General features: G+C 68.7%; 14 protein-coding genes and 1 tRNA gene. 9 read left to right on the plus strand and 6 right to left on the minus strand.

Going from position 1 to position 14,081, the window contains the following annotated elements; genetic code table 11:
• Nucleotides 1–78: 78 nt before the first annotated feature.
• From ACZ5NJ_RS11240 to ACZ5NJ_RS11255, 4 genes are read left to right on the plus strand one after another with little or no spacing between them, the layout of a single operon-like run.
• A complete protein-coding gene (locus ACZ5NJ_RS11240; RefSeq protein WP_468764468.1) occupies nucleotides 79–1,008 on the plus strand; it encodes a branched-chain amino acid ABC transporter permease in 930 nt (309 codons plus the stop codon).
• A 5-nt stretch (nucleotides 1,009–1,013) separates the two neighbouring features.
• Nucleotides 1,014–2,825 (plus strand): branched-chain amino acid ABC transporter permease, encoded by a 1,812-nt coding sequence (locus ACZ5NJ_RS11245; protein ID WP_468764469.1) that lies wholly within the window; start codon nucleotides 1,014–1,016, stop codon nucleotides 2,823–2,825.
• Nucleotides 2,826–2,828: 3 nt separating this feature from the next.
• Nucleotides 2,829–3,800: an ABC transporter ATP-binding protein gene (locus ACZ5NJ_RS11250; protein ID WP_468764470.1), complete on the plus strand. Its 972-nt coding sequence runs from the start codon at nucleotides 2,829–2,831 to the stop codon at nucleotides 3,798–3,800.
• A complete protein-coding gene (locus ACZ5NJ_RS11255) occupies nucleotides 3,797–4,513 on the plus strand; it encodes an ABC transporter ATP-binding protein (RefSeq protein WP_468764471.1) in 717 nt (238 codons plus the stop codon). The genes ACZ5NJ_RS11250 and ACZ5NJ_RS11255 overlap by 4 nt, the downstream gene beginning before the upstream one ends.
• A 69-nt stretch (nucleotides 4,514–4,582) precedes the next feature.
• Here the strand turns inward: ACZ5NJ_RS11255 and ACZ5NJ_RS11260 are convergent, their stop codons facing one another.
• Complete coding sequence (locus tag ACZ5NJ_RS11260; RefSeq protein WP_079425828.1) at nucleotides 4,583–5,239, minus strand: ANTAR domain-containing response regulator; 657 nt, start codon at nucleotides 5,237–5,239, stop codon at nucleotides 4,583–4,585.
• A gap of 98 nt (nucleotides 5,240–5,337) precedes the next feature.
• Between ACZ5NJ_RS11260 and ACZ5NJ_RS11265 the strand changes: the two genes are divergently transcribed.
• Together ACZ5NJ_RS11265 and ACZ5NJ_RS11270 are read left to right on the plus strand one after the other, a co-directional pair.
• Nucleotides 5,338–5,412 (plus strand) — tRNA-Leu (locus ACZ5NJ_RS11265).
• Between the two features lie 109 nt (nucleotides 5,413–5,521).
• On the plus strand, nucleotides 5,522–6,268 hold the full coding sequence (locus tag ACZ5NJ_RS11270) for a transcriptional regulator (protein WP_468764472.1): 747 nt from the start codon (nucleotides 5,522–5,524) through the stop codon (nucleotides 6,266–6,268).
• Here ACZ5NJ_RS11270 and ACZ5NJ_RS11275 read toward each other — a convergent pair.
• From ACZ5NJ_RS11275 to ACZ5NJ_RS11285, 3 genes are all read right to left on the minus strand, one after another.
• Entirely contained in the window at nucleotides 6,237–6,749 is a 513-nt protein-coding gene (locus ACZ5NJ_RS11275) for a GNAT family N-acetyltransferase (protein WP_468764473.1), read from the minus strand. The two genes, ACZ5NJ_RS11270 and ACZ5NJ_RS11275, sit on opposite strands and share 32 nt — an antisense overlap.
• Nucleotides 6,746–7,912, minus strand: a complete 1,167-nt coding sequence (locus ACZ5NJ_RS11280; protein ID WP_468764474.1) for an MFS transporter — start codon at nucleotides 7,910–7,912, stop codon at nucleotides 6,746–6,748. Before ACZ5NJ_RS11280 ends, ACZ5NJ_RS11275 begins: the two co-directional genes overlap by 4 nt.
• 90 nt (nucleotides 7,913–8,002) lie before the next feature.
• A complete protein-coding gene (locus ACZ5NJ_RS11285) occupies nucleotides 8,003–8,440 on the minus strand; it encodes an Rrf2 family transcriptional regulator (protein ID WP_468764475.1) in 438 nt (145 codons plus the stop codon).
• Nucleotides 8,441–8,545: 105 nt separating this feature from the next.
• On the opposite strand from ACZ5NJ_RS11285, the gene ACZ5NJ_RS11290 reads away from it, so the two are divergent.
• Both ACZ5NJ_RS11290 and ACZ5NJ_RS11295 read left to right on the plus strand, forming a co-directional pair.
• Nucleotides 8,546–9,211, plus strand: a complete 666-nt coding sequence (locus ACZ5NJ_RS11290; RefSeq protein ID WP_468764476.1) for a MerR family transcriptional regulator — start codon at nucleotides 8,546–8,548, stop codon at nucleotides 9,209–9,211.
• Between the two features lie 210 nt (nucleotides 9,212–9,421).
• Nucleotides 9,422–9,673, plus strand: a complete 252-nt coding sequence (locus ACZ5NJ_RS11295; RefSeq protein WP_468764477.1) for an EF-hand domain-containing protein — start codon at nucleotides 9,422–9,424, stop codon at nucleotides 9,671–9,673.
• An 84-nt stretch (nucleotides 9,674–9,757) separates the two neighbouring features.
• On the opposite strand, the gene pyk is transcribed toward ACZ5NJ_RS11295, so the two are convergent.
• Both pyk and ACZ5NJ_RS11305 read right to left on the minus strand, forming a co-directional pair.
• On the minus strand, nucleotides 9,758–11,185 hold the full coding sequence (gene pyk, locus ACZ5NJ_RS11300; protein WP_468764478.1) for a pyruvate kinase: 1,428 nt from the start codon (nucleotides 11,183–11,185) through the stop codon (nucleotides 9,758–9,760).
• A gap of 156 nt (nucleotides 11,186–11,341) precedes the next feature.
• Entirely contained in the window at nucleotides 11,342–12,061 is a 720-nt protein-coding gene (locus ACZ5NJ_RS11305) for an SIMPL domain-containing protein (protein ID WP_468764479.1), read from the minus strand.
• Between the two features lie 153 nt (nucleotides 12,062–12,214).
• On the opposite strand from ACZ5NJ_RS11305, the gene ACZ5NJ_RS11310 reads away from it, so the two are divergent.
• Entirely contained in the window at nucleotides 12,215–14,035 is a 1,821-nt protein-coding gene (locus ACZ5NJ_RS11310; protein WP_468764480.1) for a bifunctional metallophosphatase/5'-nucleotidase, read from the plus strand.
• Nucleotides 14,036–14,081 lie beyond the last annotated feature (46 nt).

The raw sequence follows: 14,081 nt of genomic DNA on the forward strand, positions 1-14,081 counted from the left end.
CCTCATTTGCCGCGCGGGGCGCCGCACCACAGCGCCCCGCGCGGTGTCACATCCGTCGAAAGACTCGGAGGACCTGCGGTGCACGAACTGCCGCAACAGCTGGTCAACGGCCTGCTACTGGGATCCATGTACGGGCTCGTCGCCATCGGCTACACGATGGTCTATGGCATCGTCCAGCTCATCAACTTCGCCCACGGCGAGATCTTCATGACCGGCGGGTTCGGAGCCCTCACGGTCTGGCTGATGCTCCCCGGCGGCACCACCATGTGGATCGCGCTGCCGCTGATGCTCATAGGCGCCGTCATCGTCGCCACCCTCATCGCCGTCGGAGCCGAACGCTTCGCCTACCGGCCCCTGCGCAGCGCACCCCGCCTCGCGCCGCTCATCACCGCCATCGGCCTCTCCATCGTCCTCCAGCAGGCCGTATGGGCCTGGTACCCCGGCGCGACGTCCTCCGTCAAGTTCCCCGAGATCCCCGGCGGCCCCTTCCACATCGGCAGCATCACCATCCAGACCGGTGACGTCTTCCTCGTGCTCGCCGCCCCCATCTCCATGGCCATCCTCGGCTTCTTCGTCAAGAAGACCCGCACCGGTCGCGGCATGCAGGCCACCGCCCAGGACCCCGACACCGCCAAGCTCATGGGCATCAACACCGACCGCATCATCACGGTCGCCTTCGCCCTCGGCGCCACCTTCGCCGCCGTCGGCGCCGTCGCCTACGGCCTCAAGTACGGCGAAGTCCAGTACCGCATGGGCTTCATCCTCGGCCTCAAGGCCTTCACCGCCGCCGTCCTCGGCGGCATCGGGAACATCTACGGCGCCATGGTCGGCGGCCTGGTCCTCGGCCTCGCCGAGACCCTCACCACCGCCTACATCGCCGACGTACCCGGCATGCATCAACTCGGCGGACAGTCCTGGGGCAACACCTGGGCGTTCGTCCTCCTCATCCTCGTACTGCTCTTCCGGCCCCAGGGCCTGCTGGGCGAGCGCGTTGCGGACAGGGCGTGAGAACCATGACGACCACCATCACCGAAACCACGCCCCAGGCGCCCACCCGCCGGGGAGGCCCCATCCCCGAGCAGATCGCCCGCGCCCTCGCCACCGGCGGCGGTGTCCTCACGGTCATCTCCTGCTTCCTGGCCTGGACCTGGACCTCCGCCTTCCCCGGAGACCTCACCGTCTACGGCTACCCCGGCGGCCTCCAATGGCTCGTCCTCGTCTGCGGCGCCCTCACCACCCTCTTCGGCCTCTCCTCCTACGGCATCAAGGGCCTCCAGTGGCTCACCCCCGCAGGAGCCGACGCCGCCATCAAGCTCTCCGCCCTCGGCGCCCTCTACACCAGCCTCTACACCACCAAGGCGATCTCCAGCACCCTCGGCGGCCTCGTCAACCTCGAGCCCGGCGGATTCATCGCCCTCATCGCGGCGGCGGCCGCCTACCTCGGCGCCCGCTCCCTCCCCTTCGAGCGCCCCGTACTCGAACCGGCGGACCCCGAAGACAGCTGGTGGGAGCGCTACAAGCACAACCAGCGCAACGCCGCGGCCGTCACCAAGGCCGCATACGCCAGCGGCACCCCCAAGCCGGCCCGCGCCCTCCCCGCCTACGCCGAGATCCTGATCATCGCCGGCGTGCTCGCAGTGGCCCTCGGCGTCTTCACCTACGGCATCACCACCCCCTACCAGGAACTCTTCATCGGCTTCCTGATCGCCGCCGGCTTCGGCTTCGGCGCCCTCAACAAGAGCGGCCTCATCGCCCGCTTCACCGCACTCACCGCCAAGCACCGCAACGTCGCCCTTGTCGGCGCCTTCGTCGCGGCCATGGCCTTCCCGCTCACCCAGACCGACGACCAGTACGCGACCCTCGGCGTCAACATCCTCATCTTCGCCACCGTCGCCCTCGGCCTGAACATCGTCGTCGGCCTCACCGGCCTCCTCGACCTCGGCTACGTCGCCTTCCTCGGCGTCGGCGCCTACACCGCAGCCCTCGTATCCGGCGCGCCCAACTCCCCCTTCGGCGTCCAGTTCCCCTTCTGGGCCGCCATCCTGGCCGGCGCCGCCGCGTCCATGATCTTCGGCGTCCTCATCGGCGCCCCCACCCTGCGCCTGCGCGGCGACTACCTCGCCATCGTGACGCTCGGCTTCGGTGAGATCTTCCGCATCACCATGACCAACTTCGACGGCGTCTCCGGCCCCAACGTCACCAACGGCTCCAAGGGCATCTCCAACATCCCCAACGTCGACCTCTTCGGCTTCGACTTCGGCGCCGCCCACACCATCGCCGGCTTCACCATCGGCCGCTTCGCCAACTACTTCCTGCTGATGCTCCTGGTCACCCTCATCGTGGTCATGGTCTTCCGCCGCAGCGCCGAATCCCGCATCGGCCGCGCCTGGGTCGCCATCCGCGAGGACGAGACCGCCGCCGAAGCCATGGGCATCAACGGCTTCCGCGTCAAGCTCATCGCCTTCGCCCTCGGCGCCACCCTCGCCGGACTCGCCGGCGCCGTACAGGCCCACGTCCAGTACACCGTCACCCCCGACCAGTACCAGTTCGCCAACTCCGTCCCCCCGAACTCCGCGTTCCTCCTCGCCGCCGTCGTCCTCGGCGGCATGGGAACCATCTCCGGACCCCTCGTCGGCGGATCCCTGCTCTTCCTGATCCCCAACAAGCTCCAGTTCCTGGGCGACTACCAGCTCCTCGTCTTCGGCGTCGCACTCGTCATCCTCATGCGCCTGCGCCCCGAAGGCCTCATCCCCAACCGCCGCAACCAGCTAGAGCTCCACCAGGACCTCGAAGCGCCGACAGTCCTCAGCAAGGCAGGGGCCTGACCCATGACGACGACCACCACCGAAACGGTCACCGAAACGGTCCTCGACGCCCGAGGCGTCACCATGCGCTTCGGCGGCCTCACCGCCGTCAAGAACGTCGACCTCACCGTCAACAGCGGCGAAATCGTCGGCCTCATCGGCCCCAACGGCGCCGGCAAGACCACCTTCTTCAACTGCCTCACCGGCCTCTACATCCCCACCGAGGGCGAAGTCCGGTACAAGGGCACGGTCCTGCCCCCCAAGTCCTTCAAGGTCACCGCGGCCGGCATCGCCCGCACCTTCCAGAACATCCGTCTCTTCAACAACATGACGGTCCTGGAAAACGTCCTCGTCGGACGCCACACCCGCACCAAGCAGGGCCTCTGGTCCGCCCTCCTGCGCCTCCCCAGCTTCGGCCGCGAAGAACAGGCCAGCCGGGACAAGGCCATGGAACTCCTCACCTTCATCGGCCTCGACCACAAGGCCGAACACCTCGCCCGCAACCTCCCCTACGGCGAACAGCGCAAGCTCGAAATCGCCCGCGCCCTCGCCAGCGACCCCGGCCTCATCCTCCTCGACGAGCCCACCGCCGGCATGAACCCCCAGGAGACCCGGGCCGCCGAAGAACTCATCTTCGCCATCCGGGACAAGGGCATCGCCGTCCTCGTCATCGAGCACGACATGCGCTTCATCTTCAACCTCTGCGACCGCGTCGCCTGCCTCGTCCAGGGCGAAAAGCTCATCGAAGGCACCGCCTCCGAAGTCCAGAGCGACGAACGCGTCGTCGCCGCCTACCTCGGCGAGCCCTTCGAAGGCGCCCCCGGCGCCGAAGAAGTCGCCGAAGTCGAGGCCGCCGAAGCCCACGCCGAAGAGGCCCACGCCGAAGAGGCCCACGCCGAAGAGGCCCACGCCGAGGAAGCCCCCGAGGCACAGGCAGAGGCCCCCGCCGGGGACAGCACCACCAGCACCACCAGCACGGACGGAGAAGCCAAGTGACCGCACTCCTGGAGGTCGAAGACCTCCGCGTCGCCTACGGCAAGATCGAAGCCGTCAAGGGCATCTCCTTCACCGTCGAAGAAGGCCAGATCGTCACCCTCATCGGGACGAACGGCGCCGGCAAGACGACCACCCTGCGCACCCTCTCCGGACTGATCAAGCCCAAGGGCGGCCAGATCAAGTTCCAGGGCAAGTCCCTCAAGAAGGTCCCCGCACACAACATCGTCTCGCTCGGCCTCGCCCACTCCCCCGAGGGCCGGCACATCTTCCCCCGCATGAGCATCGAGGACAACCTCCTCCTCGGCGCCTTCCTCCGCAGCGACAAAGAAGGCATCCAGAAGGACGTCCAGCGCGCCTACGACCTCTTCCCCATCCTGGGAGAACGCCGCAAGCAGGCCGCCGGCACCCTCTCGGGCGGCGAACAGCAGATGCTCGCCATGGGCCGCGCGCTCATGTCCCAGCCCAAGCTGCTCATGCTCGACGAGCCCTCCATGGGCCTCTCCCCGCTCATGATGCAGAAGATCATGGCGACCATCGCCGAGCTCAAGGCGTCGGGCACCACCATCCTGCTCGTCGAGCAGAACGCCCAGGCCGCGCTGTCGCTCGCCGACGCGGGCCACGTCATGGAGATCGGCAAGATCGTCCTGACAGGCCCCGGCCGCGAGCTCCTCGTCAACGAGGACGTCCGCAAGGCGTACCTCGGCGAGGACTGACGGCCCGCCCCGAAACCCGTGAGGCCCGTCTCCCCTCGGGGGGAGACGGGCCTCACGCATGCTCCGGGACTACTTCCCGGCGGCGTTCTGCTTCTTCTCCTCGGCGTCCTCGATGACCGCCTCGGCGACCTGCTGCATCGACATGCGGCGGTCCATCGACGTCTTCTGGATCCACCGGAACGCGGCCGGCTCCGTCAGCCCGTACTGGGTCTGCAGGATGCTCTTCGCCCGGTCGACCAGCTTGCGGGTCTCCAGGCGCGCGGAAAGGTCCGCGACCTCCTTCTCCAGCGCCTTCAGCTCCGCGAACCGCGACACCGCCATCTCGATGGCCGGCACCACGTCGCTCTTGCTGAACGGCTTCACCAGGTACGCCATGGCCCCGGCGTCCCGCGCCCGCTCGACGAGCTCGCGCTGCGAGAACGCGGTGAGCATCAGGACCGGGGCGATGGACTCCCCGGCGATCTTCTCGGCGGCGGAGATCCCGTCGAGGACGGGCATCTTCACGTCGAGGATCACGAGGTCGGGGCGGTGCTCCCGGGCGAGCTCGATGGCCGTCTGCCCGTCGCCGGCCTCGCCGACCACGGAGTAGCCCTCCTCTTCGAGCATCTCTTTGAGGTCGAGACGGATGAGCGCCTCGTCCTCGGCGATGACGACGCGGGTCGTCAGCGGCGGAACGTGCGACTGGTCGGCGTCGGGCGTGGGCGTCGACTCGTGCTCGGCGGTCACGGAGGCTCCTCTTTGCGGGGCATAACAAGCTCCCCCGAGCCTACCTAGCTCCTGTAAGGTGGTGCCACGCAGGGATCCCCAATCCCTTCGTTTCTTAGGCCCCAGTACTCCAACTGGTCAGAGAGGCCGCTCTCAAACAGCGGACAGTGTGGGTTCGAATCCCACCTGGGGCACTCTTCCTTGAATTCCAAGGTCACCGGGAATTCGACAGCCTTCCTCCCTTTAGGGGAATCCGCCAGGAAACGCACACACAGGCGGAAAATTTTCCCCACTGTCGCCCATATGTACGATCTCGCGACCCGCCGACATGCACTGGCCCTCCTGGACGACGGACGCAGCCTGAACTCCGTCAGCAAAGAAACCGGGATATCCCGGGCGGCCATCCGCTCCTGGCTCACCCGCATCGAGCCGCTCCCCCGCCTCAACCAGTCAGCACCCTGTTCCGGCCCGGCCGACGAGACTGCCTACGCCTACCTGCTCGGCTTCTACCTGGGTGACGGCTGCATCAGCGACCACCCGCGCGGCGGGCACTACCTCCGCATCGTCTGCGACAACAGTTGGCCCGGCCTCATCGAGCAGTGCCGGGCCGCCACCCTGGCCGTGCGCCCGACGGACAGGGTCTACGTGTTGCAACGCCAGGGCTGCGTTGCCGTCACCAGCTACGGGCGGCACTGGACGTGCCTGTTCCCGCAGCACGCGCCCGGGAAGAAGCACGAACGCCGCATCGCCCTCGAACCCTGGCAGCAAGAGATCGTGGACGCTCACCCGTGGGAGTTCATCCGGGGCCTGATCCATTCCGACGGGTGCCGGATCACCAATTGGACCGTGCGGAACGGGAAGCGGTACGAGTACCCCCGCTACTTCTTCACCAACAAGTCCGACGACATTCGGCGGCTCTGCACGGACACCCTCGCCAAGGTCGGCGTCCAGTGGACGGTCCTCGCGCGGGGCAGTGACCCCTTCAACGTCTCCATCGCCCGGAAGGAATCCGTCGCCCTCATGGACGCGCACGTCGGGCCGAAGTACTGACGTCCAGGGCGTAGACGGTGCAGGGGCGGTCCAGGACCGTGTCCTCGCGGAGCCGGGTGAAGCCCAGGCGGTGGGCCACGGCCGTGGAGGCCGTGTTGCCGTGGTGGATCATGGCGGTGATGCGGTCGAGGCCGAGGGGGCCGAAGCCCCAGTCCAGTACCGCGCGGGCCGCCTCCGTCGCGTAGCCGTGGCCCCAGTGGGGGCGGGCGAAGGTCCAGCCGATTTCGGTTTCGTCGAACTGTTCCCACCAGTTGAGGCCGCAGCGCCCGATCGTTTCGCCGGTGTGGCGGAGTTCGACGGCGCAGAGGCCGTGGCCGCGTTCGGTCCATTGCCGCTGTATGGCGTGGAGGCGGGCCGCGGCCTGGGCGTGGGTGTAGCCGCCGACGTAGCGGGCGACTTCGTCGTCGGCGTGGAGGTGGACCCACCAGCCGGTGTCGTCGGTGGTGAGGGGGCGCAGGCGGAGGCGGGGGGTGGTGATCATCGGGGTTGGGCTTCCTTGCGGCGGATGGTGGTGTGGGCGGCTTCTGCGGTGCCGAGGGCAAGTATGAGGAAGGCCGCGCCGAGGGGGCCGAGCCAGTGGGGGCCGTGCCGGGTGAGGCCGGCTTGTCCTACGAGGGGTGCGGTGGCGACGCCCACGTAGACCGTCGCGGAGGCGAGGCCGGTGAGGAGGGGTGCGGCGGTGGGTCGGGTGGTGATGAGGCGGTGGGTTTGGGGGGCGAGGAGTGCCCATCCGCTGAGACCCCAGAGGGCGGTCGCCGCGATGGTGGTGGGGAGGTGGGCGCTGGTCCAGGGGAGGAGGGCGAAGTTGAGGGCGGCGAGGGTGAGGGCGGTGTTGATGATGCGGCGGCTGCCGTAGCGGTCGGTGAGGGGGCCGGAGGTGAGGGTGCCGGCGGTGGCGGCGAGGCCCCAGGTGAAGAGGAGGGCGGCGAGGGTGGTGCCTTTGTCGTTTGTGGCGCGGTCGAGGGCGGGGCCGATGAAGGAGTAGACGGTGTAGAGGCCGGTGTAGGCGAGGAGGGTGGTGAGGAGGGTGAGGGTGGTGCGGTGGTCGGTGAGGGGGGTGAGGCGGGTGCGGAGGGGGATGGCGGGTGGGGTGGGCAGGGTGGGGAGGTAGAGGGCGGTGCCTGCGGCGGCGAGGAGGCCGAGGGTGGTGACGAAGAGCATGGTGGTGCGCCAGTTGTCGGTGAGGCTGGCGAGGGCGGTGCCGAGGGGTGAGCCGAGGGCGGTGGCGGCGCTGAGGCCGGTCATGACGGTGGCGATGGCGCGGCCTCGGCGTTCGGGTGGGGCGAGGGTGGTGGCTGCGGCGACGGCGGCGGGGGTGATCATGGCGCCGCCGAGTCCGGCGAGGGCGCGTGCGGCGAGGGCTGTGGGGAAGTGGGGGATGTAGGCGGTAAGGAGGTTGCCGGTGGTGAAGAGGGTGAAGCCGGTGAGGAAGAGGGTGCGGCGTGGCCAGTGGGTGGTGAGGGTGGCCATGACGGGGCCGAGGAGGGCGTAGGTGAGGGCGTAGGCGGTGAGGAGCCAGCTTGCGGTGGTGAGGGGAACGTGGAGGGAGTGGGCTGCGTCGGGGAGGATGCCGGCGATGACGAAGCTGTCGGTGCCGATGGCGAACATGGCGGTGGCGAGGACGAGGAGGGGGCGGTGGTGCACGGGTGGGGTTTCTCCGGGGTCGTTGATGTAACTGGTTTGGTTACGACTGCGGTCTGAAAGGAGGCCGACCCGTGGGGGTCGGCCGGTGTGTCAGGACGGGGAGGCGAGTGTGTCCCGTAGTACGTCGGCGATGGTGACGGAGGCCAGTTCGCGTTTCATCGACTCCTCCGCGCGGGCGTACGTGTCGCGGAGGACGGGTGGGATGCCGATGCCGACGGGGCATTTCCGGTTGGGGGTGGCGGCGTGGAGGGCGAGGAGGGGGTCGGGTTCCACGGCGAGGTAGACGTCCCTGAGGGTGATCTCGTGCGGGGGGCGGGTCAGTAGCCAGCCGGCGCCGGCGCCGCGTCGGGATTCGACGAGGCCGGCGTCGCGGAGCTGGCCGAGGGTGCGGCGGATGACGACGGGGTTGGTGTTGACGCTGTCGGCGATCTGGTCGGAGGTGACGATGCCGTCGGGGCGTTGGGGGCAGACGAGGGCCATCCAGGTGAGGGTGTGGGTGGCCACGGTCATGCGGCTGTTCGCGCTCATCGGCCTCTCCTTCTCCCGCCATCTCTGTTGCAACTGATTCTGTTACGACATGGTCCGTGTGTCTAGCCTTGAGTCTCCAGTGGGTGGAGACCTCAGGGTGGGGGCATGGACGGCGCGGCGGAGTTGATGTCGATCGGGGAGCTGGCCCGGAGGTCAGGGCTGGCGGTGCGGACCATTCGGTTCTACTCCGACGAGGGGTTCGTCGTGCCGGCCGGTCGTAGTCGTGCCGGGTACCGGCTGTACGACGTCGGGGCGCTGGTGCGTCTGGAGTTGGTGCGGACGCTGCGGGAGCTGGGTGTGGATCTGCCGGCCGTGCGGCGGGTGCTGGATCGGGAGTTGTCGGTGGCCGAGGTGGCTGCCGTGCACGCCGATGCGGTGGAGGTGCAGCTCCGGGTGTTGCGGTGGCGTCGGGCGGTGTTGCGGTTGGTGGCCGAGCGCGGGTCGAGTCCGGAGGAGGTTCGGTTGATGCACAAGGTGACGCGGTTGTCGGCGCGGGAGCGGCGGCGGTTGGTGGAGGAGCTGGTGGAGGGGGCGGATGAGTCGGTGGCGGCGATGGTGCGGGTGGCTGCGCCGGATCTGCCGGAGGATCCGTCGACGGAGCAGGTGGCGGCGTGGGTGGAGTTGGTGGAGTTGATGGGTGGGGAGGGGTTCGGTGAGGTGTTCCGGGCCGGGCCTGGGGTGGAGGGGCCGGTGGATCCGCGGGTGGAGCGGTATTGGCGGTTGGTGTGGGCGGTGAACGGCTGGGAGGTGGTGCCGGGGTGGGTGGCCTAGGGCCTGTCGTCACACTCCCGTCGTCGCCCGGAGGGCGGCCTCGCGGCGTCTGGTGCGTGCTCTCGGTGCGCCGGGCGGAAGCCCGCGTACTGGACGTACTTGGCTTTCGCCCGGTGCGGCGAGAGCGCGTGCCAGGCGTCGCGGGGCAGACGGGAGTTTGACGACAGGCCCTAGGTTGGAGTGGTCGTTGGCCGGATGAGAGGTGCCGCTGTGAGTGCGAAGGCTCGGAAGCTGTTCGAGGCGTTGGATCTGAACCATGACGGTGAGCTGACGCGGCTGGAGGTGATTTCGGCCCTGCGGTCGAAGGGTCCGACGTTGGCGGCACGGGGTGATCTGCCGTTCTGGGGTGTGGGGGACGCGGACGCGTCGTCGGCGTTGTTCGACGCGGCGGACAAGAACGGTGATCAGGTGTTGACGTTCGAGGAGTTCGAGGCGGAGGTGGACCGGCGGTTCGGCTGGTGAGGTGGGTCCGTGCCGTTGAGGTGGGGTACGGGAACACCGCCGGGCCCCCCGGGGGGGTGCGGCGGTGTTCCCGTGGGGGTGGTGTCAGTGGACGGGGTCGCCGATGTGGTGGATGCGGACGAGGTTGGTCTTGCCGCTGACGCCGGGGGGTGAGCCGGCGGTGATGACGACGATGTCGCCCCTCTGGCAGCGTCCGATGCGCAGGAGTTGTTCTTCGACCTGGGCGACCATGGCGTCGGTGGAGTCGACGTGGGGGCCGAGGAAGGATTCGACGCCCCAGGTGAGGTTGAGCTGGGAGCGGGTGGCGGGGTCGGGGGTGAAGGCGAGGAGGGGGATGGGCGAGCGGTAGCGGGAGAGGCGGCGGACGGTGTCTCCGCTCTGGGTGAAGGCGACGAGGTATTTGGCGTCGAGGAAGTCGCCCATTTCGGCGGCGGCGCGGGCGACGGCTCCGCCCTGGGTGCGGGGCTTGTTGCGGTCGGTCAGCGGCGGGAGGCCCTTGGCGAGGATGTCCTCTTCGGCGGCTTCGACGATGCGGGCCATGGTCCGGACGGTTTCGACGGGGTGTTTGCCGACGCTGGTTTCGCCGGAGAGCATGACGGCGTCGGTGCCGTCGATGACGGCGTTGGCGACGTCGGATGCTTCGGCGCGGGTGGGCCGGGAGTTGTCGATCATCGAGTCGAGCATCTGGGTGGCGACGATGACCGGCTTGGCGTTGCGCTTGGCGAGTTTGATGGCGCGCTTTTGGACGATGGGGACTTGTTCCAGGGGCATTTCGACGCCGAGGTCGCCGCGGGCGACCATGATGCCGTCGAAGGCGGCGACGATGTCGTCGATGTTGTCGACGGCCTGGGGCTTTTCGATCTTCGCGATGACGGGGAGGCGGCGGCCTTCCTCGTCCATGATGCGGTGGACGTCTTCGATGTCGCGGCCGGTGCGAACGAAGGAGAGGGCGATGACGTCGGCGCCGGTGCGCAGGGCCCAGCGGAGGTCTTCGATGTCCTTGTCGGAGAGGGCGGGGACGGAGACGGCGACGCCGGGGAGGTTGAGTCCCTTGTGGTCGGAGACCATGCCGCCTTCGATGACGCGGGTGTGGACGCGGGGGCCGTCGACGGCGGTGACTTCGAGGGTGACGCGGCCGTCGTCGACGAGGATGCGTTCGCCGGTGGTGACGTCGTGGGCGAGGCCCTTGTAGGTGGTGCCGCAGGTGTGGCGGTCGCCTTCGTGGTCTTCGACGGTGATGGTGAACTCGTCTCCGCGTTCAAGGAGTACGGGTCCTTCGTGGAAGCGGCCGAGGCGGATCTTCGGGCCTTGAAGGTCGGCGAGGACGCCGACGCTGCGGCCGGTTTCGTCGGCGGCCTTGCGTACGCGGTGGTAGCGCTCCTCGTGTTCGGCGTAGGTGCCGTGGCTGAGGTTGAGGCGGGCGATGTCCATTCCGGCTTCGACCAGGGCTTTGATCTGGTCGTAGGAGTCGGTGGCGGGGCCCAGGGTACATACGATTTTCGCTCGGCGCATGGGGCGAGCGTATGCCCTACCGGAGGGTAGGAAATGAGGTGGGCGTGTCGGCTCAACAACCGTTGGGCAAAGGCTTGTTGACATTTGTTGAATGTGCGTGGGGGTGCTCCGATGAGCACCCCCACGGGGTCACCGTTTCGGTGTTTCGTACGGGGTTCAGAGCTGCGGCGGGGTCATCGTGAAGCGTGCGTTGACCTGGGCCTGGACGGTCTGCCGCTGGGGTTCGAGGTCGAGGGGCGGGGCGGTGTTCTCCTCGGCGGTGGCGAAGGCCATGGAGCGGTAGGCGCCGGCGGGGGCGGCCATGGCGAAGGGGGTGGCGTCCTCGGCGCCGAGGTCGGAGAGCTCGACGAGGGCGGCCAGGTCGGCGCCGAGGGCGTGGGCGTATGCGCGGGCGCGCTGGACGGCTTCGAGGACGGCCTGGCGGCGGGCTTCGCCGTGGGCGGGTGAGGTGGGGCGCAGGGCCCACCAGGGGCCGTCGACGCGGGTGAGTTCGAGGTCGGCGAGGCGGGTGGTGAGTTCGCCGAGGGCGGTGAAGTCGCTGAGTTCGGCGGTGATGTGGACGGTGCCGTGGTAGGCGCGGACGCGTTCGCCGCGGCCGTGGCGGGCGGGTTCGGGGGTGATGGAGAAGGCGCCGGTCTCCAGCTTCTCGACGGGGTCGCCGTAGCTCTTGACGAGGTCGAGGACGGCGTTGTTGCGGCGGGTGAGGTCGTCGAGGGCGCTGCGGCGGTCGGTGCCGCGTGCGGTGACGGTGATGCCGATGCGGGCGATCTCGGGGTCGACTTCGAGGCGGGCTTCGCCGCGGACGGCGACGCGGGGCACTTCGGGGGTGCCGTAGGGCTGGTGGGTGGCGGGGGTGTGCGGGGCGTCCTGGGTCATGGTTTCACTGTCGCACCGTCGCCCGTTCGGGTCTGGTCATCGGATCGAAACCTGGGTGGGGTGTTGCGTCTTGTTACCCATCGGTCAGAATCTACGCGCGTTGTCCACGCGCTTTGACGCTGTACTGACATACGCCTGACAAGGGGAGATGGCATGGGGTTCGACCGTAGGACGTTCATGGGGGCTTCGGCCGCGACGGGTGCCGCGGTGGCGCTGGCGGGGGCGACGGCCGCTCCGGCGGCCGCCGCGCCGGCCGCCGCCGCGCCGGCCGCCGCCGCGCCGTCGGCGAAGCAGCGGACGTACGCGTTCACCGTGATGGGGACGACCGACCTGCACGGGAACGTCTTCAACTGGGACTACTTCACGGACAAGGAGTTCGACGACAAGGCCCACAACGACATCGGCCTGGCGAAGATCTCGACGCTGGTGAACCAGGTGCGGGCGGAGAAGGGGCGGTGCAACACCCTCCTGATCGACGCCGGTGACACCATCCAGGGCACGCAGCTGGCGTACTACTACGCGAAGGTGGACCCGATCACGGCGCGCCGGGGTCCGGTGCACCCGATGGCGCAGGCGATGAACGCGATCGGCTACGACGCGGCGGCGATCGGCAACCACGAGTTCAACTACGGCATCCCGGTGCTGAAGAAGTTCGAGGAGCAGTGTCACTTCCCGCTGCTGGGGGCGAACGCGCTGGACGCGAAGACGCTGAAGCCGGCGTTCGCGCCGTACAGCATGCACCGGCTGCGGACTCCGCACGGGCGGGACGTGAAGGTGGCGGTGCTGGGTCTGACGAACCCGGGCATCGCGATCTGGGACAAGGCGAACGTGCAGGGCAAGATGACGTTCCCGGGTCTGGAGGAGCAGGCGGCGAAGTACGTGCCGCGGCTGCGGTCGATGGGCGCGGACGTGGTGATCGTCTCGGCGCACTCGGGGTCGAGCGGTACGTCCTCCTACGGTGACCAGCTGCCGTACATCGAGAACGCGGCCGGTCTGGTGGCCGAGCAGGTGCCGGGGATCGACGCGATCCTGGTGGGTCACGCGCACACGGAGATCCCGGAGTACCGGGTGAAGAACAAGGCGACCGGCAAGGACGTGGTGCTGTCGGAGCCGCTGAAGTGGGGGCAGCGGCTGACGCTGTTCGACTTCGAGCTGACGTGGGACCGGGGCCGATGGTCGGTGGCGAAGGTGTCGGCGAAGGTGCTGAACTCGAACACGGCCGCCGAGGACCCGAAGATCACGAACCTGCTGTCGGACGAGCACCGCAAGGTGGTGGCGTACGTCAACCAGGTCATCGGCACCTCGAAGGCGGCGATGAGCTCGGCGGACGGTCCGGTGAAGGACGTGCCGATCATCGACCTGATCAGCCATGTGCAGGCGGAGACGGTCAAGGGCGCCCTGGCGGGTACGGAGTGGGCGGCGCTGCCGGTGCTGTCGCAGGCCTCGTGCTTCTCGCGGACGGCGTCGATCCCGGCCGGGCAGGTGACGATCAAGGACGCGGCGGGTCTGTACCCCTTCGAGAACACCCTGGAGGCGCGTCTGCTGACGGGTGCGCAGCTCAAGGACTACCTGGAGTACTCGGCGAAGTACTACGTGCGGACGGCACCGGGTGATGTGGTGGACCCGGCGAAGCTGACGAACGCGGAGTCGACCCCGGACTACAACTACGACGCGCTGTACGGGCTGTCGTACGACATCGACATCGCGCAGCCGACGGGTTCGCGGATCTCGAACCTGTCGTTCCAGGGCAAGCCGGTGGAGGCGGCGGCGCGGTTCGTGCTGGCGGTGAACAACTACCGGGCGTCGGGTGGCGGCAACTTCCCGCACGTGCCGCAGGCGAAGCAGCTGTGGTCGAACTCGGAGGAGATCCGCACGACGATCATCCAGTGGGTGAAGGCGAAGGGGACGATCGACCCGGCGCAGTTCGCGTCGGTGGACTGGAAGCTGACGCGGGCCGGGGTACCGGTCTTCTAGTTCCGCTCTCGTCTCGTTCCGGGGCCGGGTCCGCCGTGGGGCGGAT

It is taken from the genome of Streptomyces sp. NPDC032091, from assembly GCF_055580265.1.

Bases quoted from the DNA above. Each gene is read 5' to 3' on its own strand.
- ACZ5NJ_RS11245 (WP_468764469.1), top strand. From the start codon at position 1,014: ATGACGACCACCATCACCGAAACCACGCCCCAGGCGCCCACCCGCCGG.
- ACZ5NJ_RS11250 (WP_468764470.1), top strand. From the start codon at position 2,829: ATGACGACGACCACCACCGAAACGGTCACCGAAACGGTCCTCGACGCC.
- ACZ5NJ_RS11270 (WP_468764472.1), top strand. From the start codon at position 5,522: ATGTACGATCTCGCGACCCGCCGACATGCACTGGCCCTCCTGGACGAC.
- ACZ5NJ_RS11275 (WP_468764473.1), bottom strand. From the start codon at position 6,749: ATGATCACCACCCCCCGCCTCCGCCTGCGCCCCCTCACCACCGACGAC.
- ACZ5NJ_RS11285 (WP_468764475.1), bottom strand. From the start codon at position 8,440: ATGAGCGCGAACAGCCGCATGACCGTGGCCACCCACACCCTCACCTGG.
- ACZ5NJ_RS11290 (WP_468764476.1), top strand. From the start codon at position 8,546: ATGGACGGCGCGGCGGAGTTGATGTCGATCGGGGAGCTGGCCCGGAGG.
- pyk (WP_468764478.1), bottom strand. From the start codon at position 11,185: ATGCGCCGAGCGAAAATCGTATGTACCCTGGGCCCCGCCACCGACTCC.
- ACZ5NJ_RS11305 (WP_468764479.1), bottom strand. From the start codon at position 12,061: ATGACCCAGGACGCCCCGCACACCCCCGCCACCCACCAGCCCTACGGC.
- ACZ5NJ_RS11310 (WP_468764480.1), top strand. From the start codon at position 12,215: ATGGGGTTCGACCGTAGGACGTTCATGGGGGCTTCGGCCGCGACGGGT.